At 45.0% G+C, this 26,641-nt stretch carries 20 protein-coding genes; 14 read left to right on the top strand and 6 right to left on the bottom strand.

The features are described 5' to 3' along the window. Positions 1-143: 143 nt before the first annotated feature. The 6 genes from ACFO4R_RS10055 to wecB all read left to right on the top strand — a co-directional run bounded on the left by ACFO4R_RS10055 (position 144) and on the right by wecB (position 8,270). Complete coding sequence (locus tag ACFO4R_RS10055; protein ID WP_379788983.1) at positions 144-593, top strand: nucleoside deaminase; 450 nt, start codon at positions 144-146, stop codon at positions 591-593. 1,179 nt (positions 594-1,772) lie between these two features. Continuing rightward, entirely contained in the window at positions 1,773-3,701 is a 1,929-nt protein-coding gene (locus ACFO4R_RS11975; RefSeq protein ID WP_465254263.1) for an acyl-CoA dehydrogenase family protein, read from the top strand. Positions 3,702-3,730: 29 nt separating this feature from the next. Beyond that, a complete protein-coding gene (locus ACFO4R_RS10040) occupies positions 3,731-4,945 on the top strand; it encodes an FprA family A-type flavoprotein (RefSeq protein ID WP_379788982.1) in 1,215 nt (404 codons plus the stop codon). 199 nt (positions 4,946-5,144) lie between these two features. Continuing rightward, positions 5,145-5,279 (top strand): hypothetical protein, encoded by a 135-nt coding sequence (locus ACFO4R_RS10035; protein ID WP_379788980.1) that lies wholly within the window; start codon positions 5,145-5,147, stop codon positions 5,277-5,279. 197 nt (positions 5,280-5,476) lie between these two features. Beyond that, complete coding sequence (locus ACFO4R_RS10030) at positions 5,477-6,727, top strand: alginate O-acetyltransferase AlgX-related protein (RefSeq protein WP_379788979.1); 1,251 nt, start codon at positions 5,477-5,479, stop codon at positions 6,725-6,727. A 391-nt stretch (positions 6,728-7,118) separates the two neighbouring features. After that, positions 7,119-8,270 (top strand): non-hydrolyzing UDP-N-acetylglucosamine 2-epimerase, encoded by a 1,152-nt coding sequence (gene wecB / locus ACFO4R_RS10025; protein ID WP_379788977.1) that lies wholly within the window; start codon positions 7,119-7,121, stop codon positions 8,268-8,270. 447 nt (positions 8,271-8,717) lie between these two features. On the opposite strand, the gene ACFO4R_RS10020 is transcribed toward wecB, so the two are convergent. Together ACFO4R_RS10020 and ACFO4R_RS10015 are read right to left on the bottom strand one after the other, a co-directional pair. Beyond that, positions 8,718-9,236: a hypothetical protein gene (locus ACFO4R_RS10020; protein WP_379788976.1), complete on the bottom strand. Its 519-nt coding sequence runs from the start codon at positions 9,234-9,236 to the stop codon at positions 8,718-8,720. Positions 9,237-9,488: 252 nt separating this feature from the next. Next, positions 9,489-10,220 (bottom strand): HAD family hydrolase, encoded by a 732-nt coding sequence (locus tag ACFO4R_RS10015; RefSeq protein WP_379788974.1) that lies wholly within the window; start codon positions 10,218-10,220, stop codon positions 9,489-9,491. 478 nt (positions 10,221-10,698) lie between these two features. Between ACFO4R_RS10015 and ACFO4R_RS10010 the strand changes: the two genes are divergently transcribed. From ACFO4R_RS10010 to hisS, 8 genes are all read left to right on the top strand, one after another. Next, positions 10,699-11,091, top strand: a complete 393-nt coding sequence (locus ACFO4R_RS10010) for a DUF1292 domain-containing protein (RefSeq protein ID WP_379788973.1) — start codon at positions 10,699-10,701, stop codon at positions 11,089-11,091. A gap of 528 nt (positions 11,092-11,619) precedes the next feature. Then, positions 11,620-12,498: a mechanosensitive ion channel family protein gene (locus ACFO4R_RS10005; RefSeq protein WP_379788972.1), complete on the top strand. Its 879-nt coding sequence runs from the start codon at positions 11,620-11,622 to the stop codon at positions 12,496-12,498. Between the two features lie 462 nt (positions 12,499-12,960). Beyond that, the gene (locus ACFO4R_RS10000; RefSeq protein WP_379788971.1) at positions 12,961-14,070 is read left to right on the top strand and encodes a BMP family lipoprotein; all 1,110 of its coding nucleotides are present in this window, start codon (positions 12,961-12,963) and stop codon (positions 14,068-14,070) included. A gap of 527 nt (positions 14,071-14,597) precedes the next feature. Continuing rightward, positions 14,598-15,257: a hypothetical protein gene (locus ACFO4R_RS09995; protein ID WP_379788970.1), complete on the top strand. Its 660-nt coding sequence runs from the start codon at positions 14,598-14,600 to the stop codon at positions 15,255-15,257. A 1,004-nt stretch (positions 15,258-16,261) separates the two neighbouring features. Beyond that, positions 16,262-17,797 (top strand): ABC transporter ATP-binding protein, encoded by a 1,536-nt coding sequence (locus ACFO4R_RS09990; RefSeq protein ID WP_379789006.1) that lies wholly within the window; start codon positions 16,262-16,264, stop codon positions 17,795-17,797. Beyond that, positions 17,781-18,869, top strand: a complete 1,089-nt coding sequence (locus tag ACFO4R_RS09985; RefSeq protein ID WP_379788969.1) for an ABC transporter permease — start codon at positions 17,781-17,783, stop codon at positions 18,867-18,869. Before ACFO4R_RS09990 ends, ACFO4R_RS09985 begins: the two co-directional genes overlap by 17 nt. After that, positions 18,862-19,800 (top strand): ABC transporter permease, encoded by a 939-nt coding sequence (locus ACFO4R_RS09980; protein ID WP_379788968.1) that lies wholly within the window; start codon positions 18,862-18,864, stop codon positions 19,798-19,800. Before ACFO4R_RS09985 ends, ACFO4R_RS09980 begins: the two co-directional genes overlap by 8 nt. Before the next feature lie 362 nt (positions 19,801-20,162). Continuing rightward, positions 20,163-21,353 (top strand): histidine--tRNA ligase, encoded by a 1,191-nt coding sequence (gene hisS / locus ACFO4R_RS09975; RefSeq protein ID WP_379788967.1) that lies wholly within the window; start codon positions 20,163-20,165, stop codon positions 21,351-21,353. 467 nt (positions 21,354-21,820) lie between these two features. Here the strand turns inward: hisS and ACFO4R_RS09970 are convergent, their stop codons facing one another. The 4 genes from ACFO4R_RS09970 to ACFO4R_RS09955 all read right to left on the bottom strand — a co-directional run bounded on the left by ACFO4R_RS09970 (position 21,821) and on the right by ACFO4R_RS09955 (position 26,321). Next, positions 21,821-22,276, bottom strand: coding sequence for an SMI1/KNR4 family protein (locus ACFO4R_RS09970; RefSeq protein WP_379788966.1), 456 nt, complete (start codon positions 22,274-22,276; stop codon positions 21,821-21,823). 162 nt (positions 22,277-22,438) lie between these two features. Beyond that, on the bottom strand, positions 22,439-23,887 hold the full coding sequence (locus ACFO4R_RS09965; RefSeq protein ID WP_379788965.1) for a C39 family peptidase: 1,449 nt from the start codon (positions 23,885-23,887) through the stop codon (positions 22,439-22,441). An 802-nt stretch (positions 23,888-24,689) separates the two neighbouring features. After that, the gene (locus tag ACFO4R_RS09960; protein WP_379788964.1) at positions 24,690-25,604 is read right to left on the bottom strand and encodes a PepSY domain-containing protein; all 915 of its coding nucleotides are present in this window, start codon (positions 25,602-25,604) and stop codon (positions 24,690-24,692) included. A 204-nt stretch (positions 25,605-25,808) separates the two neighbouring features. Then, the gene (locus ACFO4R_RS09955) at positions 25,809-26,321 is read right to left on the bottom strand and encodes a hypothetical protein (protein WP_379788963.1); all 513 of its coding nucleotides are present in this window, start codon (positions 26,319-26,321) and stop codon (positions 25,809-25,811) included. Positions 26,322-26,641: the final 320 nt, after the last annotated feature.

The raw sequence follows: 26,641 nt of genomic DNA, 5'->3' as shown, positions 1-26,641 counted from the left end.
CCGTTTGAAATGTCGGGTATAGGGAAGATGAAATTACTGAAAAACAATTTGGATGATCCTATGATTCAAAGCATTCAAGCTGTCAACAGATCATAGTATAACGAGTTTTCGGGCAGGTCGGGATATCGGAAGGGAGGGAGAAGATGGATTACTATATGGAAGAGGCCTTTCGTGAGGCGCTCAAGGCGTACACCGATGAGGAGGTGCCTGTGGGAGCCGTTATCATCAAGGATGGAATGATTATTGCAAGGGCACATAATCGAATCGAGACCCATACCGATGTGACCTCTCATGCCGAGGTTTTGGCGATCCGAGAGGCTCAGAGGAAGATGGAGAACCGGAGGCTGACGGGAGCGATCATGTATGTTACTTTGGAACCTTGCCTGATGTGTATGGGAGCCATCCTTCATTCGAGAATCAGCGAGCTTCATATAGGAACGAGGGACGAAGAACGCGGTGCTGTGGTCAGTAGGATTCCCGTCGTTGCGGATGAGCTTTTGCCGAACAACCTTATGGTCTACCTGCATGAGGATGAGACCTGTAAGTATCTGTTGCAGCGTTTTTTTCGAGAACTTAGAAAGACCAAGAAGTAAAATGACAGGAAGCGGAGACGACAACGAAAGAGAGAACGGCTCTATATACGCATACCTTGAAGCGTTGATGTGGACGATTTGTACTTCGTTAGGAGATAAAATAAATTTGTTTCGTTGTAAAATGAATATGACAATAGTTCTATCGAATGGTATAAAATAAGAAGATCTCTGGGATGAAGAAGCCTTTGAGGTCTTTTTTTTCGAGGGAAAAGCTTGAAGAAGAGGCAGGAAGCTTTTTGTGGACAACTCAAAGCACACAGGAATTGAAACACAATGACAAGAAAAGATAAGCCTGTAAAATCAAAGGGTATAGCAAAGGATGATCTTGTTTATAAACTTGTGGATAAGCTTGTGTTTCTTGTGGATAGATAAAGATATCCTGTGTATAGAAGGGCAAAATTGTGATCGTGAATGTTTATAAGTAAAGAGGTGGAGAAAAAAAGCTTTGAAATAACAGGAGTCTATCCTGTGGATGATCGGAAAAGGCTGTGGATAAGATTGGAAAAGGAGGAGGATGTTCGGAAAAATTTACTGAAAATTTTTGAAATATAAAAATTCATTTCGATAAAGAACTTGAAACTACAAGGATACAAAAGCAGCAGATCAAAACTTGACGAGGTTGAATTCGTCTGAACGCTCTGTGGATAAATACAAAAAAACCGGGGATAACCTTGTGTTGTTCCACTCTGATGAGAGTGTATTACACGGCCTCCTACGATTTGATGCTATTGTTCAATAGAAGAATAGTTATATCCGACTTGGGACTATTAAAATAAAGCGTTCGTCTGTAAGGAGCGATCCATACTCCAAAAAAGCAAAAGAGAAGGTGATATCTTGGTGTGGGGTTACCTACTAAACAATTTTAATAAGTAAGAATACAAAAGAAAAGATTTTTCAAAAAATTTTTTCTTCGTCAAGGCTTTCAACAATACTAAATTAGATAGGTTCGGTATAAAGAGGTAGAGAAATCAAGGAAAGGAAACGTTTTTTCGTGTTTAAAAGAAATGAATTAGGGAAAATAAGTTAAAGAGAGCCTTTGAACAGTCCGAAAAAAGTGTTTGGCAGGGGTAGTTTTCGAATTCGTGACTGTTTGAGGATCAGACTACTTAGCAGATATGAAAAAGACAGTTGAAACATTGCGGGAACAAGAACGAAAAGTATGATGAAAGGGTGATGACGATGTTTTTTAAAACAACACCGGAGCATGAGGCCTTCCGTAAGAAGGTAAGAGAATTTGCAGAGGCGGAGGTAAAACCGATCGCTTTTATGCTGGATCAAAACAATGAATTTCCGACAGAAGCGGTTAAGAAGATGGGAGAGCTTGAGTTGATGGGAATTCCCTATCCGAAGGAGTACGGCGGAGCGGGCTTGGATGCCTTAAGCTATGCAATTGCCGTTGAAGAACTTTCGAGAGTGGACGGAGGAACGGGAGTTATCCTCTCTGCTCACGTATCCTTGGGATCTTATCCGATTGCCGCTTATGGAACGGAAGAACAGAAGAAAAAATACTTAGTGCCTTTGGCAAAGGGTGAGAAGGTAGGTGCCTTCGGTTTGACCGAACCCGAAGCCGGAAGTGATGCGGGAGGAACACAGACGACCGCTGAACTCAACGGAGATCACTATATTTTGAACGGTGGCAAGATCTTTATTACCAATGCTCCGGTTGCAGATACCTATGTAGTTTTTGCGGTAACGACACCGGATATCGGAGTAAAGGGTATCAGTGCCTTTATCGTGGAAAAGGGTTGGGAAGGATTCAGCTTCGGAGATCACTACGACAAGTTGGGTATCCGTTCCTCCTCGACCGCCGAGTTGATCTTTAACAATGTAAAGGTGCCTAAAGAGAACCTCTTGGGCAAAGAAGGACAGGGATTTAGAATTGCGATGGAGACCTTGGACGGAGGACGTATCGGAATTGCCTCTCAAGCTCTTGGAATTGCACAGGGTGCTTATGAGCATGCACTTAACTATGCAAAAGAACGTGTTCAATTCGGAAAGCCCATCGCCTTCCAACAGGCAATCTCCTTCAAGTTGGCGGATATGGCTACCAAGCTGAGAGCGTCGAGATTAATGATCTATTCCGCAGCGGAGATGAAGCAACATCACGAGCCCTACGGAATGGAAGCGGCTATGGCCAAGCAGTATGCGTCCGATATGGCGCTTGAGATCGTAAACGATGCACTCCAGATCTTCGGAGGAAGCGGATACCTCAAGGGAATGGAAGTTGAGAGAGCTTACCGTGATGCGAAGATCACGACCATCTACGAAGGAACCAACGAGATCCAAAGAGTCGTTATTGCATCTCACATCATCGGAAGACCTCCCAAGAAGGAAAGTGCGGGAGCGAAGAAAGCGGCATCGGCAATCACGGGTGCACGTAAGAAGATGATCTTCAAAGACGGAGATGCCAAAGATCAGGTAAAAGCGTTGGTCGATGCACTCAAGAAGGACGGATACGACTTCAGCGTAGGCATCAATATCGACACTCCGATTGCAGATGCGGAGCGTGTGGTAAGTATCGGAAAAGGAATCGGAGATAAAAAGAACGTAAAGCTGGCACAAGAGCTTGCGAAGCAGGCAGGAGCGGCATTGGGATCCTCCAGACCTGTAGCGGAGACCTTGAAGTATCTGCCTCTTAACAGATATGTGGGAATGTCCGGTCAGAAGTTCAAGGGCAACCTCTATATCGCCGTAGGTATCTCGGGAGCGGGACAACACCTCAAGGGGATTAAGGATGCAACAACCATCGTTGCCATCAACAAAAACGGAAATGCTCCGATCTTCAAGAACTGTGACTACGGTATCGTAGGAGATGCTCTTGAGATCCTGCCCTTGCTAACCAAGGAATTGGATAACGGAGAAGAAAAACAACCGGCACCTCCGATGAAGAAGATGAAGCGTTCCAAGCCGAAGAAGACAGCTCCGAGCTACGGACTCTATGTATGTAACGGCTGCGGATATGAGTACGACGCGGCAAACGGAGATGTGGAAGGCGAAGTTGCACCGGGAACCAAGTTTGAGAAACTGCCGGAAGAGTGGATCTGTCCTACCTGCGGAGAAGAAAAAGGACACTTTGTAAAAGTTGAGTTCCCTGAAGAACGTCAATAAGCGATATCGGATAAAAGGAGGAAAAAATCATGTATTGTGTAAGAAAGGTAACAGACGATCTGTATTGGATAGGAGGAAACGACCACCGTCTATCCCTGTTCGAAAACATCCATCCCATTCCCAAAGGAGTATCCTACAACTCCTATGCGCTCATCGACAAAAAGACCGTATTGTTCGATACGGTGGACTGGTCCATTTGTAGGGAGTTTTTGGACAATTTGAAGTTTGTACTGGACGGCAAGGATCTTGACTATATCGTGATCAACCATATGGAGCCCGATCACGGCGCGTCCTTGGAAGAAGTACTGCTTCGCTATCCCAAGGCGAAGATCATCAGTACCGAAAAATCCTTTATGTTGATGCGCCAATTCGGTTTTGATATCGACGGAAAGGAGATCGAGGTCAAAGAGGGAGACACCTTCTCGTTTGGAAAACACGAGGTGGTATTTGTCGAGGCGCCCATGGTCCACTGGCCGGAAGCAATGGTAACCTTCGATAAGACCAACGGAGTACTCTTCTCCGCCGATGCCTTCGGTTCCTTCGGAGCTTTGGACGGCAAACTCTTCAACGACGAAGTGAACTTCGACAGAGATTGGATCGACGAAGCGAGAAGATATTATACCAACATCGTAGGCAAGTACGGCCCCTTCGTACAGTCTCTTTTGAAAAAGGCGGCTCCTCTGCTTCCCGATATCAAATATATCTGCCCTCTTCACGGACCGGTTTGGAGAAACGACTTTGAGTACCTGATCGACAAGTACGACAAGTGGAGCAGATACGTACCCGAGGATGAGGGAGCGGTATTGATCGCCTATGCATCCATGTACGGAAACACCGAGCATACCGCTCAGGTTTTGGCAACCAAGTTGGTGGAAAAAGGTGTGAAGAACGTAGCAGTCTATGACGTTTCCAACACCCATGTGTCCTACCTGATCTCCGAGGCCTTCCGCGTAAGTCATATAGCACTTTGCTCCGTAACTTACAACCTGGGCATCTATCCGGTAATGCACAACTTCCTCAACGATATGAAGGCTCTCAACCTTCAGAACAGAACCTTCGCCCTTGTGGAGAACGGTTCCTGGTCGCCCAAGTCGGGAGATCTGATGGAGCAGTTTATCGATGAAGAGCTGAAGTTGATGGACGTGTTGAATGACAGAGTGACGGTAAGTTCTTCGCTTAACGAAACGACCGAAAAAGAATTGGATTCTTTGGTAGAGACCATTTTGGATTCGATGAAAAAATAAGAACAGAAAACGGGGTTTGCATCTTCTTGATACAAGAGGGTGCAAACCCTTTTAAAATATCTGAAAAAACGATATAATAACAGTGTTGATACTATTTTTCGATAGAAACGCCGGGTGAGGATCGTCAAAAAACGATCCTATACTTCAAAGCATTCAACCTGCGGATTTTAATAGATAACAGCATGAGAAGAACAGAGATTTGTCCGATCGAAATGCAGTGTGTGACAGCAAGGATGGAAAAGATATCCTTGGAGAAGAACAGGGTTCGAGTCTTATGATCGACAGGTACAAAACAGAAGACGGAAAAGATATGCTTGGAGAAGAACGCGGATGATATAGATAAGTTTAGGACTTTGTATGATGGGACAGACAACACATTCTTAGAGAAGGACTCTTATGGCTTGATGCGGGATCGCTCGGTTTCTTTGTTTCTGTCAAATCACAGTGTGGAATGTTCGTATGGAAGGCAGCAGTTCTATCGGATCCTAGTATAAGACGGACAATAATGCAGGCGAGAAGAGGAGTCGGAAGATGAAGAGAAAAAAATGGATGGAAGTGATGTTTAATACAGTGTTGAGTGCGACCTTTGTCGCCTTTGTGATCTATCACCTCCTTCACAATCGGATTGATGTGTTCGGGATCGAGGCGGTTGAACTCCCAAATATCTTGGAGACACGGAACTATAAGGAGGCGGATGCCCTGATGAAGGGCTATGTCTTTGAGATGGAAGATCACTACAATACCAACCTCTTTCAAAGGATGGAGAAGGTCAGGGAGTACGGGCGACTCAGTGCCAAGACCGGCAAGAAGGTGCTTGACGATGCACAGGCGGAGCGGAGCGTTATTCGCGGAAGCAAGGGAATGCTCTACTATGCGATCTCAACTCCTGTCGACACGAGGCCCTACCTCCTTTCTTTTCGAAGGCTTCATGACTTCCTTGACAAAAAGGGGATTTACTTCGCCTATGTACAGGCGCCCTATAAGCATATGAAAAACTCCACTACCTTCCCTAAGGGAGTAGTGGACTATGGCAACGAGATCGCCACGGAGTTTGCACAGGGCTTAAAAAGGGAGGGCATCCCCGTTCTCGACTTGAATGAGAACTTCGTCACGGAAGGTGGCCGGGAAGAGGAGCTGTTTTTCAAGACGGATACCCACTGGAAGATACCGACGGCTTTTCGCGGTTATCAGAAAACGGTCGCCTTTCTTCAAAAAGAAGGAGTCGTCCTGGAAGAGGCAAAACGAACAACGGACAGGGCAAATTACAAGCTCAAACAATGGAAAAGCGTCTATATCGGCTCCCACGGAAAACGTGCGGGAGAAGGCTACTACGAGGGGAAGGATGACTTGGAAGTCCTGCTCCCGAAGTTTGAAACGAACCTGCAGTACCGAAAGTACAATCGGGAAGGTAAGCTGATCAAGGAGAGGAAGGGGAGCTTTGAGGACAGTTTTATGTTCTACGGTTATCTAAACTCGGAGGATAAGTACCAGGACAAGTACGTCGTCTATATGGACTGGGGGGCATCGGAGGATCTCATCTTCAATCACAGGGCGAAGAAGGGCAAAAAACTTCTTTTGATCAAGGACTCCTTCGCCATGCCCTTGGCGGGTTTTTTGAGTTTGAACTTCGAAGAGACCGTCCTGCTCGACATCCGTGACGAGAACCGCCCTCAGAGCATAGAGGCCTACGTGGAAGAACACGGTTTTGACACCGTCCTGTTTGTCGCATCGCCGACCTCGATGTCCTACCATCTGGAGATGTTTTTGATGCCCAAGCATTAGGATGTGTTTGAGGATGAAGTTTATGTTACACTATGGCAACACCATACGGTTCAAAAATCGGTATAAAATTCATTTGATACCGATGAAGAAATTCTTGGGAGTATTATCCTGAGAGAAGTTTGTGTTTTAATAAACGCAAAGAAAAATCAGTTGTTCGCCTTTGTACCGTTTTTTTCGGAAGTGCCGCACAAAGACACAAAAGGAGTTTCCATTTGTTTTCGAGATATAGAAAGGCTCTAAAATGAGGGGTTTCAGAAATGTGTTTGTCCAAGAAAAACCGGATTTCTTCTACTTTTTGGAATTATGCGGTGTTTTCTTAACAAAAAAGACGAGCAAGGGTATAATGGAGTTGTCATACTTTAAATATAGAAATAAAGATCCGGAGGATGAGATGAAAAAACTAAAAGTGTTCAATGTATTCGGTACCAGGCCCGAAGCCATCAAGATGGCACCTTTGGTAAAAGAATTGCAGGGACGGGAGGAGATTGACTGTAAGGTGTTGGTGACGGCACAACACAGGGAGATGCTCGATTCCGTCCTCGAACTGTTCGAGATCACGCCCGACTTTGACCTGAACATTATGAAGCACGGTCAGAGTATCAGCGATATCACCTCGAGGGTGCTCTACGGTGCGGGAGAGATCTTTGCTCAAGAACAGCCGGACATCGTGTTGGTCCATGGGGACACGACGACCACCTTCGCTTCCGCGTTGGCGGCCTTCTACCGAAAGATACCCGTAGGTCACGTGGAAGCGGGACTTAGAACGGGTAATATCTACTCTCCCTATCCCGAAGAGATGAATCGAAAGCTGACAGGTTCTTTGGCGACCTATCATTTTTCGCCCACTGTGATGAATAGGGACAATCTTCTGAGAGAAAACGTCGATCAAGAGAAGATTCTGATCACGGGCAATACCGTGATCGATGCCCTGTTGTCGGTGACGAACAGGGAGTATTCCTTCGAGGAGGAAGCCATCGACAAGATCGATGCGAGCAAGTACAGAACGGTGCTGCTTACCTGCCACCGTCGTGAGAACTGGGGAGAGCCGATGGAGGCCATCTTCTCCGCCATCGCCGATCTGACGAAAAAGCACGAGGATATCATGGTGGTCTTCCCCATGCACAAGAACCCTCTGGTGAGAGAGTTGGCACAGAAGCACATGGGAGGAAATGACCGGATCCTTCTGATAGAACCCTTGGACTATGAGCCCTTTGCCAACCTGATGAAGAAGTCCCACCTCATCCTGACCGACTCCGGGGGGATCCAGGAGGAAGCGCCCGGATTGGGTAAGCCCGTTTTGGTACTTCGGACCGAAACCGAACGCCCCGAAGCGGTGCAGGCAGGCACGGTAAAACTTGCAGGAGTCACCAAGGAGGAAGTCTTTGCTCTAACGGATCTTTTGCTCTCCGATAAGGAAGAGTATGAGAAGATGGCGCAAGCGGTCAATCCTTATGGGGACGGACAGGCCTCGAAGAGGATCGCCGACTACCTCGTCTCCCATATCGAGGAGATCAGAGGGTCCAAGCCGAGTGAAGACCGGTAAAAGATATTGACGGTATACTGTTATTCATTGGAAGGATTGATAGATCCCTATTCTATGGCTGATATAAAAGAGATGATCATTTTGTGTCTTTGTGATACTACTATTCTTTTGAATAGTGGATATAAACAATCTGTGCCCCATAGAAGACAACATAGTTTTTCGTCATCGAAAAATAGATATATCCACACTTCTATTGAAAAATAGTATGAGCTGCTTCCACAGCATACAAAACTGTGCATAAAAAAATCACTATTCCATTTGGCGGAATAGTGATTTTTTTGCCAACAATGTACCTGTCGGCGTGTTCCTGCTTGATTGCATATCTTCTCCTCTTATACTATTATTCTTTTGAGTTGTGGACATAAACGATCTGTGCACCCTGGAAGATAAACCGACTTTTCGTGATTTGAAAAACAGACATATTCATACTTCTGTTGAAAAATGGTATTACTTCGATACGAGGTCGTTGACCTCAAAAGGAGCGCGTTCTCCCGTACCGATGATTTTTTCGTCGATGTAGAGCAAGATCTCGCCGTCTTTCTTTTCGGCCTCTAAGTTCAGGGACATCTCCTTGGGCTCGAGGTACTCCCTCTTCAGAGTTTCGTAGTGAGGGGAGTTTTCTTCTTTGGCCTGCTTGATATAGCCTACCGTATCGGGATCCTTGTCGTAGTTTTTGTAGTGAAACTTGTATACGAAGGAAGCTTTGCCGTCCTCTTCTTTAAAGTCTTCGATCTCAAAACCCAGAACTTCATAATAAGGCGAGAAGACTCGAATGAACTCGCCCTCGAGGAAGGTCTCGATCTCGGTGCGAAAAGCGGAGTCTTCCTGAGAGACCTCTTCACGAAAGCTGTCTTCCTGCTTTGGAGGTGCGTTTTTCAGCCGGTACTCCGTACCGACGACCGCAAATAAAATCACCGCCAACAAAACAAGCATCATAATAGCAAACTTCCTGTCTATAGTGCCCATCACGAACCTCCTTTTCTTCATCTGCATACGAAATAACGCATAAAAACGTCTTGAAGAACTTTGTTTTTTACAAAAAAACGACTGCGATCTTTTTTTGTTAAGCGACAGATCTCCAAGGAGACACCGCACAAAAACTCATTGTAAAAATCACTGTATAGGAATACCGGATTTCTTGAAAGCATTGATTTGACAAGACTTACTTTCTTGCAAATTCATAGAAAAATCAAGCCTTCATATTTGTGCGGTATTGCCCTAATAATCGGTATCGATCAGCACAGCGTCCTTGGGCGAGAAGGTGTAGATGGTGTCCTTTCTCTCTACGACGATACGAGTCCTCTCGGACAGTTCTTCATCGGCTTGGATCCTCTCGAGAAACTCCTTGGCGGGATTGATGGCGACCGGATGTCCGACTCTCTTGAGCATGGCGAAGTCGCCGTTGGTATCTCCGTAAGAATAACTGTTTTCCAAGTCGATGTTGTACTTTTCGACGAAGCGGTCGATCGCCTTATCCTTGCTTGGAGAATCCCACATCGGTATGATCTCGCCTGTGAAGCAACCGTTCTTATACACATAGGTGCTGGCCTCGAAGTCATCGGCATTGTATTTTTTTGCCATTTTTCCGACCAGGAAGTCGGGACTGCCTGAGATAAAGATGACCAGATGACCCAAGTCATGATGGTGCTGGATCATGGAGCGGGTAAAGCGATAGACCCTGTCCGCCTTGCGTTTGATAACGAACTTGGCGGTAAAATCCACATCGGTTTTAGTCAATGTACCCAGGGATTCGACATAGGCCTTTACGACTGCATTCATATAATCCTCATAGTCTCCCTGGCGTTTAAACCAGTCTTGGTAGGTCTTTTTTGCATTGCTCTCGTGTTCAATCAGATCGAAGTCCACCAAAGTCCTGAAATGCTCTACCATCAAATTGTCACGGTAGATCGTACCGTCAATATCGAAAAAAGCAACCTTTTGTTTTTGCATAGTATATCACCCTTTCTTCTGTATATGTTATCATTATACCCTAAAATCAAGAGGGAATAAGAAAAAATTAAAAAGCTTGGAAAGATACCGTATAATTCGAAAAAAAGGCATAGAATCAATGGTATACCAAGTGTAAAATTATTGAAAACTCTGATATAACAAACATTCACATTTTATAACATCGAAAGGAACTTCGAAGTTTGCCTTTGTGCGGTATTTTCTTGGGAAGGACGTTGTGCAGAAAAGAAGCGACCTTTGTTTCGCATCTGCGGTCCCGGTTTGTAAGAATTGGGAAAAACACGCAGTTTTGAAACGACGGGAGTACATCTCCTTCGATGTTTTCTGCGATAGAAGTTTCCCTTATTTTTGTAGGAATAAGCGGTATAAATTTGAAGCAAAAGATGGTACAATAGCAGGAGAAAAAGTTTTTATATCTTGGAGATATCGTTTGTCAGTCGGGAGCTTTTGAGATCGGAGGATGAACCTTCGGACCGGACGTGGTCTTGTCGGAAGAAGTGTCTGTGCAAGGGTCTTCGGATCCGGCTTGACAAGAGAGCCTACTATCATTGAGGAAAGAGGGATATGGATGGATGAAACAAAGGGATTTGTGCCCGAAGACGAGGATGTCAAGATCCACATTGTAACCGATGAAGGAGAAGAGTTGGAGTGCAGTGTGATAGGTATCTTCGAGTTGGATGAATACGAATATATTGCAATGGTTCCGGGCGGGACGAGCGATCTCTACCTCTATCGCTATGAAGAAACCGAGGAGGGGATCGAGCTCGATTCCATTGAAGATATGGATGAGATGAGCAGGGTCGAGACTTTGTTCTTTGAGCTCTTCGGTGACGAGGACGATATGCAGGACTAAGAAGGAGGAGACTTCTTTACTACATCTGCAAACATTCTTATACATTCTAGGGGAAGATAGAAGGATAACTCTTTTGATTTTGACGAATTGCGATCAAGGGGAGTTATCCTTTGTTCTGTGAACATGAATGATTCACTTGAGTGATTGATCTCCACTCCTCTTATTCCGGGGGTGATAAAATAAATTTTTGTGCTTGTGAATGCGGATATGACCGCACTTCTATCGGAGAAGGGTATAAGGAAACTTTGTGCAGTATTCATAATGTATTGTCGTCATCAGGAAACATTGTTCGATCGTAAGACAGGATCTACGATGATAATGTGTTGTCGTTATCAATGAACTGCTGCACGATTCGAAAAATCGGTATAAGATCGATTTTGTATGAAGGATAAGATCGTTGAAAATGTTGATTTGAGAAACTTTGGATAAACTTAAACAAAAATCGGAGATTTGCTTCGGTGCGGTGTTTCCTTGGATCGAATAAGGGAAACTTATGCAAGAAGGGAATTAAGGAGGAGGAAGCTGACATTGGAACCGATAGCAGAATTGGAACAAACAGTGGAAGAAGGAGTGAAGGCGGTTTCGGCCTTTCAGAGTTTTTTGGACCGTTACGGTTGGAGTATCGTTGGGGGAGTTGTTATCCTTGTAGTGGGAATAATGCTTGCTACTTTGGTACGTCGTATGATCAAAAAAATCCTCTCGCATCAGAGGTTTAACACCTCGGCTGCGGGAATGATATCCCAAACGGTGTACATCGTTATCATTGCCCTGACCTTGAGTACCGTGCTTGGAAAGCTGGGAGTACCCATGACGTCCTTTGTCGCGGTGATGGGAGCTGTCGGAGTAGGAGTTGGCCTTGCCCTCAAGGACACCTTGTCCAATGTGGCCGCGGGGCTGATCATCCTCTTCTTTCGCCCCTTTCGTGTGGGCGATACCATTGAGGAAGAAGGCAAGAGAGCAGGTGTTGTAAGTGAGATCCAGATCATGCATACCATCCTTACGAGGGTGGACGGTTGTAAGGTCATCATTCCCAATGCCGAGATTAGTAAGAATAGAGTGATCAATTACACGGAATCTCCGGAGAGAAGGGTGGATCTCAAGATACAGATAAGCTATAACAGCGACTATACCAAGGCAATCTCGGTTTTGAAAGAGATTTTGAACAAAGAGGAAGCGATACTGGAGATACCCGAAGCCGTTATCGGAATATCTTCCTTTGATGAAAGTGGGATTACTCTTTGCTGTATGCCTTGGATAAGAGGAGAGGACTATTGGCCGGTGTACTTTCGGTTGATGGGCAAGATCAAAGAGGGGTTCGATAAAAATCAGATCGAATTTCCCTATCCGCAGAGGGTGGTCCACCTGGCGAAGGAAGTGAAAAAAGAGGGAAATATCCTTGAAAAATAGAGTATTCTTGATGAACAAAGAGGGGGTGTATGCTTTGTGATCGACATCACAGCATCCACAGAAGCGATACAAACTTTTGAAACACTTGAACTCTACCGGATCACAACCTTGGGCGGAGGTAAAATTCAAACGGGGAACAGAATTGAAAAAAACATAAAAAAATTTAAAAAAACTATTTACAAACAGAAATAAATGATATATACTAATAACAGAAAATGATTATCAGTTAATCATTTTAAAATCCCATAAATAATAGTTAAGTAAATTTTTTAACTACCCCCTTTAAAAAAACAATCCTACCCCCTTGGATTGTTTTTTTCTTGGCAAAAAAGGGTAACTATAAAAAAGAGGGTTCGGTGCTTCCTTAGGCTTTACAAATATACTGGACTTTATGGCAAATTTGTTGTAAAATCGTGTTCGGAAAGGTTTTGTTTGAAAATCTAATTTTTTGGAGGGAATCAAATGAAAAGATATGCAAAGAAGTTTATGGTCACAGCCTTGGCTTTGACGATGTCGCTCGGTCTTGCAGCCTGCGGAGCTAAGACGGAACAACCGGCAGGGGAGCAACCTGCGGGAGAAGAACCGGCACAGACTCAGGAAGTTGCAGGTGAAGCATTGGGTGTTACCATGATCACCGACACGGGAGGGGTCAATGACCAATCCTTTAACCAATCCGCTTATGAAGGGTTGAAGGCCTTGGAAGAAGAATTGGGATCGGAAAAGGTAAAGATCAGCTTCCAAGAGTCCAAACAGGATTCGGACTATATTCCCAACTTGGAGACCGCCCTTGACGGAGGAAACGCTCTTATCTGGGGGATCGGATTTAAGTTCGGAGACATCCTCAAGGCGGCAGCGGAAGAAAATCCGGATCAGAAGTACGGGATCATCGACTATTCCTATGGAGATGAGACTCCTGAGAACGTAGTAGGTATTTTGTTCAAAGACCAGGAAAACTCCTTCCTCGTAGGCTATGTTGCGGGAAGAATGACACAGACCGGCAAGGTCGGTTTCGTAGGAGGCGTGACCAGTCAGGCGATCGCAAACTTTGAATACGGCTTCAAGGCGGGAGTTGCTATGGCGGCGAAAGAGTTGGGCAAGGAGATCGAAGTAAACGCACAGTATGCGGAAGCTTTCGGAGATCCTGCAAAAGGAAAAGCTATTGCAACCACGATGTATCAACAAGGAGCGGACATTGTCTTCCACGCGGCGGGAGGAACCGGAGACGGAGTTATCGAAGCGGCGAAAGAAGCGAACAAATGGGTTATCGGTGTCGACCGTGACCAAAGTTACCTTGCACCCGAGCATATGTTGGTATCCACCATCAAAGGGGTGGGACAAGCCATCCAATTGGTATCCAAAGATCTGATCGAAAACGACAAGTTTGACGGAGGAACGACCTTGGTATACGGACTTTCCGATTCGGCGGTAGACATTGCTTTTGCACAAAACGGATTGGTGACCGACGACGTAAAAGAAGCGACCGAAATGCTTAAGCAAAAAGTAGTGGACGGATCCATCACGGTTCCCGTTGACGAAGCGGGCTTCAAAGCATTTGTAGAGGCACTGAAATAAAAGATCTATAATACAGGGAAAAGACAGCTCGATGATCGGGCTGTCTTTTTGAATAAGGGCGATTTTTTAGATCTTTGTTATTATACTATGCATCATTTGAATTATGGATAACACGGATTTATACTCCATGAAACAGGAAACGAAGATTTGTGGTTGCAAAACGGGTATAACCATACTTTTATGGAGTAATAGTATAACATGTCAGGTAAACAGAATATATATTTACCGGAAATGTTTTGAGTAATCGTAGAATTCAAATTTCACGACCGGACAATTTTAATGGATAATAGTATTACAAGACTTGCCAACAAAAATAGAAATCTGCTTCTGTTTTTGATATAATGCAATTACTACAAGATATTCCGGCTTAAAAGAATATGGTTGTAAGTCATACTATTTTCCGTTCAACATATCAATCGCTTATACTGAACTGTTGTTGAGACTTTAAGTTTATACTGAATTTGGAACTTGGTCGGAATCGGTTCAATGTGGTTGCTCAAGTCCGCTTGTTTTAGCAAGGAGGAGGAATGAAAACAGCAAAGATCCTAAAGTTTTTTAGAGGCTATGGAAAAGAAGCAGTCGGTAAGGAAGAAATCCAAGACATTATTAGAAACCGCATCAATGTGCAGGTATGCTTAGCCAATCTCTTTGTATTAAAACCGACGTGTCTTTTTCCGGAAGAAAGACTTACGACAAAGATCGGTCTTATTGATTCTGACGTTGACGGGGAAATCGATATGTTTAAAAAAGTTTTTAACAGATTCTCATTTTCAAAACTGACGGATGAGAGTATGTTTTGTCAGGTATCGGATGTTGATCCCTTTATAATCAACACTTTTTTTGAATTGAGAGCAGGAGGAGATATCAACAAATGGTTGGAACATTTCACGTTGAGAGAGTTTAAGGATGATTGCAAGGGCATAGTTTATGACAAGTTTAAGTACAAAGCGGATAAGCGTGTGGAAGACATTGAGCTTACCGAAAAAGTGGAAGCCATGAGATCGGATCCTTATTTTAAATACTTTTTGGATAAGGACATCAATTGTTTTGGAGGAAAGATCACAGTGCCCGGTTTTACTCTGGAAGAGATCGAGGAGGACGAGGATATATTTGCTTTTAGTCAAATGGTAGGCTCTCTTTCTGTGGAGATTATTGACGGATATAAATTTTTAAATTGGATGTCTTAGACAGCAACGTTGGAAACGCAGTTCTCCGTTTGAAATAAAGGGATATAGGATATATGACTACCGAGAAGCAGCTTGCTTGGCGGATGATATATTTCAAAGCACTCAAACAGCAAGTTTAAGATGGATGATGGGATAGAAGACAGCTCGATGATCGGGCTGTCTTTTTGAATAAGGATGATTTTTGAGGGAGAAATCATTGGAGATATCGATATGATACTATCATATGTTAAAATTGACAGGTGGAACACTTTAAAGCATATCATCCTCAAATTGTTTTTTTGCAATGATAGATATTTCATACTCGAAATTTCAAACCGAAAATAGTATAACAAAGGAGATACCTCATAAAGGCAAATTCAGGCTCTTCCTTCGCGTTTATAAAATACTAAAGCTCGTCAAATCAACATCTTCGAGAACCTCATCTTTTGGGCGGAGTTGATTTTATGATGATTGTTCGAATGATGCGGTATTGCCCAAATTTTCGCCCTTTATAAACTCCCGAACAAACTCCCGGAAAATAAGGAGTTCGCCCTTGTGCGGTATTTCATCCTTTACAACACAGGGATCCTACATAAAAAAAGTCTGCCTGTTCCAAATATTTCACAGGCTTATTGGATTATCCGGCAATATAGATTATAATAGAAGGTAAGATTTTGTGCTTATACTATGCTCCATTTGAGCTTTTTATATCAATAACTTGTACTCTGCAGATGTTAAGGAAGTGTTGCACAAAGGCAAGTTCTTAGTTTTCTTTTGGCTTGTTAAAACAGAAAAGTTTGTCATATCAATGTTTTTAACAAATTCATCCTTCGTATAACATTGATTTTATGCTGATTTTTCGAATTGTGTGGCATCCCCTTAGAATAATTTTTCGCTACATTGTAGAGAGGTATATTTTGACTCTTCGATCGGATTGTGGTATTACCGGTAGACAACGATATACAAAAATGATAGATACAGAGATTACAACGGTTACTTACAAAGGAGGGAAAGACTTGAGTAACATGGATTTGAGCCAAACCTTGCTTGAGATGAAGAACATTACCAAACAGTTCGGGAGCAACACCGTACTCAAGAATGTGAATTTTGAGCTACATAAGGGAGAGGTGCATGCTCTTTTGGGCGAGAACGGTGCAGGCAAGACGACCTTGATGAACATTCTCTACGGGATGTTTCCGCCCACGGAGGGGGAGGTGTGCATTTCGGGCAAAAGTTATCAAAAACTGACGCCCAAGATCGCCATCGAAAACGGGATCGGGATGGTCCATCAACATTTTATGCTCATCGAGCCTTTTACGGTGACCGAGAACATCGTTCTCCGAAACGAGTTTACCAAGGGAGCTATGTTTTTGGATATGAAGAAGGCGAGGGAGGAGGTTGTCAGGCTCTCACAGATGTACGGGCTTAGTGTGGATCCGGATGCGAAGATTGAGGACATCTCGGTCGGAATGCAACAGAGGGTCGAGATGCTAAAGGCTCTGTATCGGGGAGCGGATATCCTGATCTTTGACGAGCCGACAGCGGTGCTTACTCCTCAGGAGATCGAGGAATTTATCAAGATCGTGAAGAACCTTACTTCCCAGGGAAAGTCGATCATCGTCATTACACATAAGCTGGCGGAGATCAAGAAGATGGCGGACTATTGCACCATCATCAGACGCGGAGAGTTTATCGATAAGGTGAAGGTTGACGAGGTGAATGAGTCCGTATTGGCGGAAAAAATGGTAGGAAGAAAGGTACAGTTCTCCGTGGAAAAACAAGAGAGACGGGCGGGAGAGACTGTGCTCTCAATCTCGGACCTGGTTGTGGAGGATAACCGTGGGATTGAGGCGTTAAAGGGTCTCAGCCTGGAGGTCAAAAGGGGCGAGATTCTGGGGATCGCAGGGGTTGACGGCAACGGACAGTCGGAGTTGGTTGAAGCGATCACGGGACTTCGCAAGATCAAGAGCGGAACGGTCACGCTAAACGGCAAGGACATTACTCGGATGAGCGTAAGGGAGATCATTGACAACAAGATGAGCTGTATTCCCGAAGACAGACAGAAGAGGGGCTTGGTCCTCGACTTTGATATCTCCGAGAATATGATACTGGGCAATTATAAGGAAGAGCCCATGAGTAAGGGCGGGATCCTGAATTTTAAGAAGATCAAAGAGCATAGTGCGGCTCTAATCGGGAAGTATGACATTCGTCCGGCGGATCCTTCCGCAAAGGCGGCATCGCTTTCGGGAGGAAACCAGCAGAAGGTGATTTTGGCACGAGAGATTGAAAACGATCCTGATGTACTCATCGCCTCTCAACCGACGCGGGGCTTGGATGTCGGAGCGATCGAATTTATTCACAAATACCTTGTAGAGCAGAGGAACAACAATAAGTCGATTTTGTTGGTGTCCTTCGAACTCGATGAGATCATGGACCTTTCCGACAGGATCGCCGTCATCTACGACGGTAGGATCGTCGGGATCAAAGATGCGAAGAATACCGAGGCAAAGGAACTCGGAATATTGATGGCAGGAGGGAAGTTGAATGAAAAAGAACAATAAGCTGTTTTTTCTGGTACTGTCATTGGTATTGGGATTCTCCTTCGGAGCGATTGCTCTGTTGGCGGCGGGCTATGATCCGTTTCAAGCCTATTCGGTCATTTTTCAGGGGATCTTCGGCAGGCCCAAGTATATTTCGTGGACGATCATTCGAGCAACTCCCGTCATCTTTACGGGACTGGGAGTAGCGTTTGCCTTTCGGACGGGGACCTTTAACATCGGAGCGGAGGGCCAGTACATCATAGGTTCTCTGGTGGCGGTAGCGGTCGGATACTTCCTGCAACTGCCCCTTGTCCTGCACATCCCCGTCATTCTTATCTGCGTAGTGATCGCAGGGGCTCTGTGGGGAGGTCTGGCGGGCTTTATCAAGGCACGTTTCGGTGTCAACGAGGTCATCACGACCATCATGCTTAACTGGATCGCCTTCTACCTCAACAACTTTATCATCTATCTGCCCGGCTTTAAGAAGCCCGACAGCGAAGCGTCGTTTTCCATTCAGTCATCGGCGAGTATCAAGCTGTTTACCGGACTTCGCAAGACGGCGGAGAACCCTGCGATCAAGGACTTCTTCTCCGCGCCGGTCAACATGGGTTTTGTTATTGCAATTGTTACGGCAATCATCCTGTGGTATATTTTGAACAAGACAACTCTGGGTTATTCGCTCAAGGCGGTCGGCTTCAATCCGGATGCGGCGGAATACGGTGGGATCAATGTTAAGAAGAACCTTGTGATTTCGATGGCGATCAGCGGTGCGGTCTGTGCACTCGGAGGAGCGACCCAAGTGCTTGGAGTAACCGGCAATGTTGCGACCTTGAGTGCCATGGAAGGAAACGGGTTCGATGGGATTGCCGTGGCTCTTTTGGCCTTCAACCACCCGATATGGGCTCTGCTCAGCGGACTCTTCTTCGGGGGCTTGAAGTACGGAGGAGCACAGATCCAACGTGTGATGGGAGCACCCTATGAGATGATACAGATCGTGATCGGAACCATTATTTTGTTCTCGTCGATGCCGCTGTTTATCAAGATTTTATCCAAGAAGTGGAATACCAAGAAGGGGGGAGTAAACAATGTTTAGTGCGGAAGGAATCGCTTTGGTCGTAGGAAATACACTGATGTTTGCGACGCCTCTTTTGTATGCGGCTTTAGGAGGAATGGTCAGCGAAAAATCCGGGGTAGTCAACCTCGGTCTTGAGGGAATGATGACCATAGGAGCTTTGGTGGCGGCTACGGTGGGCTATTATACACAAAATCCTTGGCTCGCTTTTGCATCGGCAGGACTTGCGGGAGGATTGCTCGCCCTGGTTCATGCTATTGTATCGGTCAGCTTCGGAGCGGATCAGATCGTATCGGGAATCGCGATCAATTTTTTGGGACCGGGGATCGCACTCTTTATGAGCCGTCTCTTCTTTGAGGGGGCGACACAGACCAAACCGATCGAAAACAAGATGCCTATTCTGTTCAAGTCGGCCTTGGAGGAACATCCCGCCCTCAGCTATATCTTTGCCCAGTATGCGACGGTCTACATCGCCTTGGCTCTGGTCGTCGTGTTGTGGATCTACTTCTATCGAACCAAGTACGGCCTTCGTCATATTGCGGTAGGCGAGCATCCCAAGGCGGCGGAGACCCTCAATATCAATGTGTATGCCTTTCGTTATTGGGCAGTCATCGTATCGGGGATTCTGGCAGGCCTCGGAGGAGCCTCTCTCTCTTTGGCAATCGTATCGAGCTTCAGACAGACCTTGGTATCGGGACAGGGATTTATTGCTCTGGTTGCACTGATCTTCGGTAAGTGGACTCCTCACGGGGTGCTCGGCGCCTGCATCTTTTTCGGATTTGCACAGGCGATCTCCATCGTTATGGGAATGTCGGACATCAACGTGTCCACCCATTTGATCGCAATGGTGCCCTATGTCAGCACCCTGCTTATCCTCGTTCTGTTCGTCGGTCGTTCGAGAGGACCCAAGGCCAACGGACAGATCTACTTGAAGGACAGCATCGACGCTTAAGACGAAGGGGACAAACAGCCCAACATCGGTTTTTGATACCCGGAATCAAGTATTTTACAGGAGCTCCGCTTATCCGACTGAAACGGGGAGCGGGTACCGGTATATGGACATTTAGCCTTATATTGTATCTTCGGCATTAAAGATAAAAGATTGATAAATTAATACGAATATAAAGGTGTCAATATACCGGAACAAAAAATGTGAGAAGGTGTCTGTGTCGGGAGCCTTCCCGATACAGGACGGTATAGAAAAAAGAGAAGGAAACGCCGCATGGAACAACAGGTGAAGACCCTTTCTTCCAAAATAATGGAAGTGTTAAGCCCTCTTTCTGTGCGGTATTTCGATAAAAAGGAGGGAGTACGTTGGCGAAACTATCATCCAAACCGGCAAAGGGAACTCAGGACCTCTTGCCTCAAGACTTAAGACTTCGAAACTATATGACCCGAAAGATTACGGCAGCCTACACACAGAGGGGATATACGCAGATCGAGGCACCCATCATCGAAAATATCGAGAATCTTGAGAACAGCGAAGGTGGCGAAAACCTTCGGATGCTGTTTAAGGTGTTGAAGAGGGGAGAGAAACTCGACCTTGAAAGAGCTAAAACCGAAAACGATCTCTGTGACTTGGGTCTTCGTTTTGACCTTACTCTGCCGCTCAGCAGATTTTATGCAAATAATTTGAACAGCCTTGTAAAACCGTTCAAGGCTTTTCAGATGGGAAATGTGTTTAGGGCGGAGAGAAATCAGAAGGGAAGACTCCGTCAGTTCGTTCAATGCGATGTCGACACATTGGGAGATCCGACCATCTATGCGGAGATCGATCTGATGCTCACCGTTCCCAAAGCTCTGTATGACATCGGTTTCGAAGAGTTTACCATCAAGGTCAATGACAGACGCATCCTCAGAGACATCGTCATCGGAGCGGGATTTTCGGAAGAAGAGTTTGCCGGCATCTGCATTATAGCGGACAAGGCGGATAAGATAGGTGAAGAAGGCGTGATTGCTGAACTTTTGGATAAGGGTTATGAGAGAGACAAGATTGATTCCTTCCTCAAGAACCTCAATGCCTCACTGGAAGATATGGACACTGACTACGCGAACGATTTGAAATTGCTCATTAAGACGGTTTCGGAGCGCTATCCGATCGAATTCGATCCCACCTTGGTAAGAGGGATGGGCTATTACACCGGACCCATCTTTGAGATCGTAGCTCCCGGTTTTTCGGGTTCGATCGCCGGCGGAGGTCGCTACGACGGACTGCTGACCAAGTTCAGCAAGGAGAGTATTCCCGCGGTAGGCTTCTCCATCGGTTTTGAGAGGATCTTCAACATATTGAAAGATCAGGGCTTTGTTCCTCCGGAAGAAGAAAAGGTCTATGCGGTCCTGTTCGCTTCGGAAGACCTGTATAAGAAGGCCTTGGAACTTGCGGATGAGAAGATCGCGGAAGGAAACATCGCTTCCATCTATAAGATCAGACCCAACCGCATCGGCAAGGAAGTTGCAAACTTTAAGAAAAACGGCTATGAAGTGATCGTGGTCGATGAGCTTTAAGAGGAATGGGAAGGCAAGATATCGGGACATTGAGATTCTATTGGTCACGAGCAACAACGGGTGGAATGCTCGGAAAGATAACACTGTTATTTCTCGTATAATAAAGTAATGCTATTCTTCCTTTAAGTTGTGGATATGCGATCCGGAGAAAATAAAACAAGTTTTTGCGGTCAAAAAATAGATAGATCCATACTTCTATCAGAAAATAGTAGGAAGTATAACAATATACTTTCTCATCGGATCTCAGGCTCTATCTGAAACTCCGATAATAGGAGTACAAGATCGAGGTTGTCGTGTTATTCTTTTTGAGTTATAGATATTGTGACCCATAGAAGATATTCCCGGTCGAAAACGGATAGATCCATACTTCTATCAGAGAACAGTAGGACACGGCATCGGTGGATATGATCGACGGATATGCAAGAGGACGGATAGGATCCGTCCTCTTTTGGTTTGGCTTTATTGCCTCAGTCATCCTCTCGGCAACTTTCATTTACTTCCATCCAAAATTCATTATTCGATTCGACCTGTTCCGCCAAAAACTCTAAATTGTAAGGGAAGGTCAAATCCGTTTCGTTTATCCTGTGAAGAATCTCGGTAAATTGAACAAGGCTCTCGGCAACTACTATCGGCTCCCACGCGCCACTTCCGTGCATAGCTGTATAAACCGGATAATCTTCCGTGTCCAAATCCAAAAAGAAGGGATCGCCGAGAGCGTTTTGGGCGATCACATACCAGCTTTTCTGCCAACTCCCCGGTTTCTCGGTGATCAATGAACATTCTTGGACGGGATCGTAACGATAACCCATCTGCATGTCTTCAAAATCTCCATATATACACGGGAGTAGGGGTGTTTTAGTACAAATGATCTTTTCGTTGATAAAGGTTTGTACAATGAGAGGTACTTTTATAATATCATCCATGGATCTTCTCCTTATACTGTTATTCTTTTGAATTATAAATATAAACGATCTGTGAGCAATGATCTGTGAGCAATAGAAGATAGAACAATTTTTCGTAGTCAAAAAATAGATATATCCATACTTCTATCGGAGAATAGTATCAATCTTTCGTATGATCGAATACTAACGCACCGAAACCGCATGCTTTCGCACTTCATAGAGCGCCTTAAACTTGGCCTCCTCCACCCAGTATTTCTTCTTGATGTTTTTGATATTGTAGGGGTCGACCACAAGGAATTTTTTCGCTGCGGGATCGTAGCCCGCGACGACCAGAGCATGGTTGTTTCGCAGGTAGGTCCTGGTCTCTCCCTTGATCTTATAGGTCCGGTAGTAGGGTTTTCTCCAGTACAGGGTCACATAGGCGATGACGGGATGACCGTCGTAAAGTTCTTTTTTCAGACCTTCGATGTCTTGACCGCTCAAGTCCGAGACGTCCGCTCCGTAGGTCCGACCGTAGTCCGCCAAGGGTTTGGGAAATATCGTCGTCCGCAGTCTGTTGTTCGGTGTATAGGGCGAACCTGCAAAAGCGACTTCGGGATCGTCTTTGTCCCTGGGGACTTTATCGAGGTAGTCCTTGATGGAGATATCCTTCGCATAGCCCTTGTATCTGAGACACATCAGAAGGGACACGGGTTCACAGCCTACGGGTGCATACACCGGTGTTACCTGACTGATATGAGATACCTGCAACTCGACCTTATGATTATGGGGAAGATCATGCGTTTCGAAGGTTTCGTAGAGGATCTGCAGGGCTTCTCCGCGAGTTATGACTTGGTTGGGAGCAAGGACGATGTCCTCCGCCTCCGAGGAAGTTTGCACCGATCCCCGATAGGCCTTGGCCTTTTCCGAGAACCTTCCCTGAGAGGTAGAGAGAGAATCGTAGTTTCTGAGTAGCCGGTGCATCCTGTTTCGAGTCAAGACTTCGTTCTTAAAGTTGGAATCGAGGATAAAGTGATCCAACAGGCCGAGACGATATGCCGAGGACAGAGTATCATAGGACCATCGATTATCAAAGACCCCTTCCGGGACCTCGCTTTTGACAGGAAGATAGACACTGACCGGATCATCGGCGGAGGTCTTGGAAGCAAGATCCGTGTGACCGGCATCCTCCACATTTTCTTGAGAAAAAGGGAGGTTTCCCGTATCGGCAGAGGAAGGATCCGAGTTTTCTGCGGAATCCTCTTCCTTTGATACTTCTGTCGATACCCGGCTTCGGTCGTCATCTGCGAGGGAGGGGAGGGAGTTTGAGACAACTTCCCCGTTACCGATCTCCGGATCGTCTTTTGAAGAGGACGGTGTCCCCTCGATCATAAGGGCACGCTCAATAAGTTCAGGCTCGTTTGCCGCAAGGTAGGAGTAGAAGAGCACGGTCATCTCCTCGAGAGACATCGGTTTGTCGGGACGGAAGAGGTTGTCCCCGTTCCCGCTTATCATACCTTCTTCTTTAAAATAGCGTATGTACCTTCTCGCCCATGAAGATTCGGCATCTCGAAAACCGTCCGCGTAGTTCACGGAAGGGACGCAAAACAGAATAAGGGCAAGGCAAAGACAGGATAAACGTTTTCGTTTCATAAAAACCTCCTTGGTCGGACGGTAGCTGCCGGTTTTATTTTTCTACCGGTATTTTACCGTATAAAATATATTCTTGTTATAAGATCCTATAACCGGATCTCTGTCTTCGCACCGTTATCCGTTGCATCGCCGCTTGTACGCTCGAAATTCTGCCGTTGCTTGGCAAACATCTCTATATCTTGCACGGTTTACATTATCGGCGCTCCGATCGAATGATGGAACTAAAAGACGATATTGGTTTTTTGTATCTATGTAGGTTGAGTTTTTAGACTCGTTGATTGCACATGGAAATGTATACTATTATCTATTAAAATTGACAGGTTGAATGGTTTGAAACATATAATCATTCAAATTATTTTTTGGTAGATGATATATTCTGTATACCCGGCATCTCAAACGGAGAATAGTATTAACTGCGAAGAAAATCCGCTATGATCAAGTATTATAGCAGGCTGTAAAGGAAAAATCAATAAATTTTCAAAAAGTTTGATAATACGATTATCTATTAGAATTGACAGGTTGAATGTTTCGAAGAATAGGATGATCCAAGTTGTTTTTTCAGCAGTGATAAGTCTGTATATTAGGGAGAATAGTATAAATAGAGAAAGCGGAAAGCGTAAGGGAGGACATACAAAAAGATACCGAATACGCTTGTTTCACGTATTCGGTATCTTGGATCAAATTGTTAACGGTTGCATTGACTTTGTGTAGCTTCTACAGTCAAGCAAACGGTTTTCGCTGATTGTATATTCTTCTTCTCCTGATAGTCGGATCGGAGAATATTCGGTGAAGTCAGGACGGATTAGTCGTCATAATCTTCATCGTCATCGTCATCATCATCGTAGTCGTCGTCATCGTCGTAGTCATAGTCATGATCGTCGTCATCGTAGTCATAATATTGCCCGTTATTGGAAGGAGCGTTGGTATAATGATCATCATCGGTGTCCACATCATACTCACGAACTTTTCCTGAAGAAGCATCGATTTCGAGACTATATTCTACATTGTTTCGGTAGAATTCGATGTCGTAGACTTTTCTTCCGTCTTCGAAATCAACCTTTGCCTTGGTGAAATGCACCTGAGATGCGCTCAATCCTGCTGCCTTTAGAGCGATGTTCTTTGCTTTTTCCAATCCTACATCCGTGGAAGCGGGAGAGGGGATCACAAAGTTGTTGATGTCATTGTCCTTCTCGCGGATCTTACCTGTAGCCGCATCGATCTCGTAATCATACTCCACATTGTTGTGGTAGAACTCGATGTCATAAACTTTTCTTCCGTCATCAAAGTCCACATGTGCTTTTACGAACTTGACTTGAGAAGCGGAAAGACCTGCATCCCTCAAAGCGACGTTCTTTGCTTTTTCCAATCCTACATCCGTGGAAGCGGGAGCGGAGATCACAAAGCCTTCAATATCGGTATCCTTCTCCAGTATCCTACCTGTAATCGCATCGATCTCATAGTCATATTCCTTGTTGTCACGGTAGAATTCAATGTCATAAACTTTTCTTCCGTTTTCGTAATCAAGAGCTGTCTTGATGAAACGTGCTTTGGAAGCGGGAACTCTTGCATCGTTTAAGGCGATCGCCTTTGCCTTCTCCAGTCCGATGTTATTGACGGGTGCGGCAGATACGATAATGGATCCGGCTACTAAATTTAATCCCAGTGCAAGAGCAAGTCCTTTGCCCAGATAATTCTTTTTGTTATTTTGTGTTTTCATGGTTGAAATCCTCCTTAGTAAAAAATCACAGATTTGATGCGGACAGAGTAGAAACATCATCGTATAACAGATATCGAATAAGTGGTATCCGGGCCGCTTTTTTGTTCTACATTTGTCTTATATAAATGTCAATAGTTTTTCGGAAATTTTTTTGATTATTTTTCAAACCTTGATATTACAGGATTTCGGGTGGGGGATTGCTTGTTACAGATCCGCTTCCTTCCTCCTCCTCTTCCATTCATTCCAAAAGGCACGGTAGCCTTCTTCTTCAAATTCGTCGTGAAGGACCTTGGGGGAAGAGGAGAGGTAGAAGGCTTCGATCCGATCGACGAATTTGAGGACTTCGGCCTTGTATTCTTCGAAGGGGAGGGAGATCTCCTCCTTGTTTTCGAGGATGATGCGGACCTTTTCTCCCTCGTGAAGGAGGGTCCAGTCGATGCCGTTGTCACAGCCTATGATTTCGACTTCGGAAAGATCTTCGTTCGGGATGAAGGTATTTCCGCAACAGGGAAGGAATTGAAGTCCCTCTCCCGCAATATGGTCGTATTCCAAACTCTTGAGAAGAGAGAGAGCCGTTGCGCTCACGGTCGCATCGTATTCCAAGACCGTCTTCCCCAGTTTTACTCTTATATCGCCGTGCAGACAGGGGTCCTTGGGATTATCCGAGCTCCCGTCTATCCATGCGAGATTTTTTACTTCCGGTTTAAATTCAGACATTGCATGCCTCCTTGCACCAATACCTATTACGAAATATTTACAGTCAATGTCCCTTACATGCGGTAAGGAGTTATCCGTTGATCAACACTGTTATTACTCTGAGTTATGGACATAAACGATCTGTGACCCGTAGAAGACAAAACGATTTTCTGCGGTCGAAAAATAGATATATCCATACCTGCAAGCATAAAAATCTGTTTTATCGCCCATAGAATGAAGGATATGGATATCAATAATTCAAATGGGGAATGGGATAAATATAGATCGTAGCGAGCTTATTATCTCATATTGTTTGAAACAGTCAAGTTTTTCTATAGATA

The sequence above is a fragment of the Filifactor villosus genome (genome assembly GCF_042652965.1).
GTDB classification, from domain to species: domain Bacteria; phylum Bacillota; class Clostridia; order Peptostreptococcales; family Filifactoraceae; genus Filifactor; species Filifactor villosus.
This window is presented reverse-complemented; position numbering and strand designations above follow the sequence as displayed.

What these genes read in the sequence shown, in the direction of transcription:
- ACFO4R_RS09955 (WP_379788963.1), bottom strand. Translation starts at nt 26,321, where the DNA reads ATGTCTGAATTTAAACCGGAAGTAAAAAATCTCGCATGGATAGACGGG.
- ACFO4R_RS11975 (WP_465254263.1), top strand. Translation starts at nt 1,773, where the DNA reads ATGTTTTTTAAAACAACACCGGAGCATGAGGCCTTCCGTAAGAAGGTA.
- ACFO4R_RS09985 (WP_379788969.1), top strand. Translation starts at nt 17,781, where the DNA reads ATGAAAAAGAACAATAAGCTGTTTTTTCTGGTACTGTCATTGGTATTG.
- ACFO4R_RS09965 (WP_379788965.1), bottom strand. Translation starts at nt 23,887, where the DNA reads ATGAAACGAAAACGTTTATCCTGTCTTTGCCTTGCCCTTATTCTGTTT.
- ACFO4R_RS10055 (WP_379788983.1), top strand. Translation starts at nt 144, where the DNA reads ATGGATTACTATATGGAAGAGGCCTTTCGTGAGGCGCTCAAGGCGTAC.
- wecB (WP_379788977.1), top strand. Translation starts at nt 7,119, where the DNA reads ATGAAAAAACTAAAAGTGTTCAATGTATTCGGTACCAGGCCCGAAGCC.
- ACFO4R_RS10010 (WP_379788973.1), top strand. Translation starts at nt 10,699, where the DNA reads ATGAACCTTCGGACCGGACGTGGTCTTGTCGGAAGAAGTGTCTGTGCA.
- ACFO4R_RS09990 (WP_379789006.1), top strand. Translation starts at nt 16,262, where the DNA reads ATGGATTTGAGCCAAACCTTGCTTGAGATGAAGAACATTACCAAACAG.
- ACFO4R_RS10020 (WP_379788976.1), bottom strand. Translation starts at nt 9,236, where the DNA reads ATGGGCACTATAGACAGGAAGTTTGCTATTATGATGCTTGTTTTGTTG.
- ACFO4R_RS10000 (WP_379788971.1), top strand. Translation starts at nt 12,961, where the DNA reads ATGAAAAGATATGCAAAGAAGTTTATGGTCACAGCCTTGGCTTTGACG.
- ACFO4R_RS10030 (WP_379788979.1), top strand. Translation starts at nt 5,477, where the DNA reads ATGAAGAGAAAAAAATGGATGGAAGTGATGTTTAATACAGTGTTGAGT.
- ACFO4R_RS09995 (WP_379788970.1), top strand. Translation starts at nt 14,598, where the DNA reads ATGAAAACAGCAAAGATCCTAAAGTTTTTTAGAGGCTATGGAAAAGAA.
- ACFO4R_RS09960 (WP_379788964.1), bottom strand. Translation starts at nt 25,604, where the DNA reads ATGAAAACACAAAATAACAAAAAGAATTATCTGGGCAAAGGACTTGCT.
- ACFO4R_RS10040 (WP_379788982.1), top strand. Translation starts at nt 3,731, where the DNA reads ATGTATTGTGTAAGAAAGGTAACAGACGATCTGTATTGGATAGGAGGA.
- ACFO4R_RS10015 (WP_379788974.1), bottom strand. Translation starts at nt 10,220, where the DNA reads ATGCAAAAACAAAAGGTTGCTTTTTTCGATATTGACGGTACGATCTAC.
- ACFO4R_RS09970 (WP_379788966.1), bottom strand. Translation starts at nt 22,276, where the DNA reads ATGGATGATATTATAAAAGTACCTCTCATTGTACAAACCTTTATCAAC.
- ACFO4R_RS09980 (WP_379788968.1), top strand. Translation starts at nt 18,862, where the DNA reads ATGTTTAGTGCGGAAGGAATCGCTTTGGTCGTAGGAAATACACTGATG.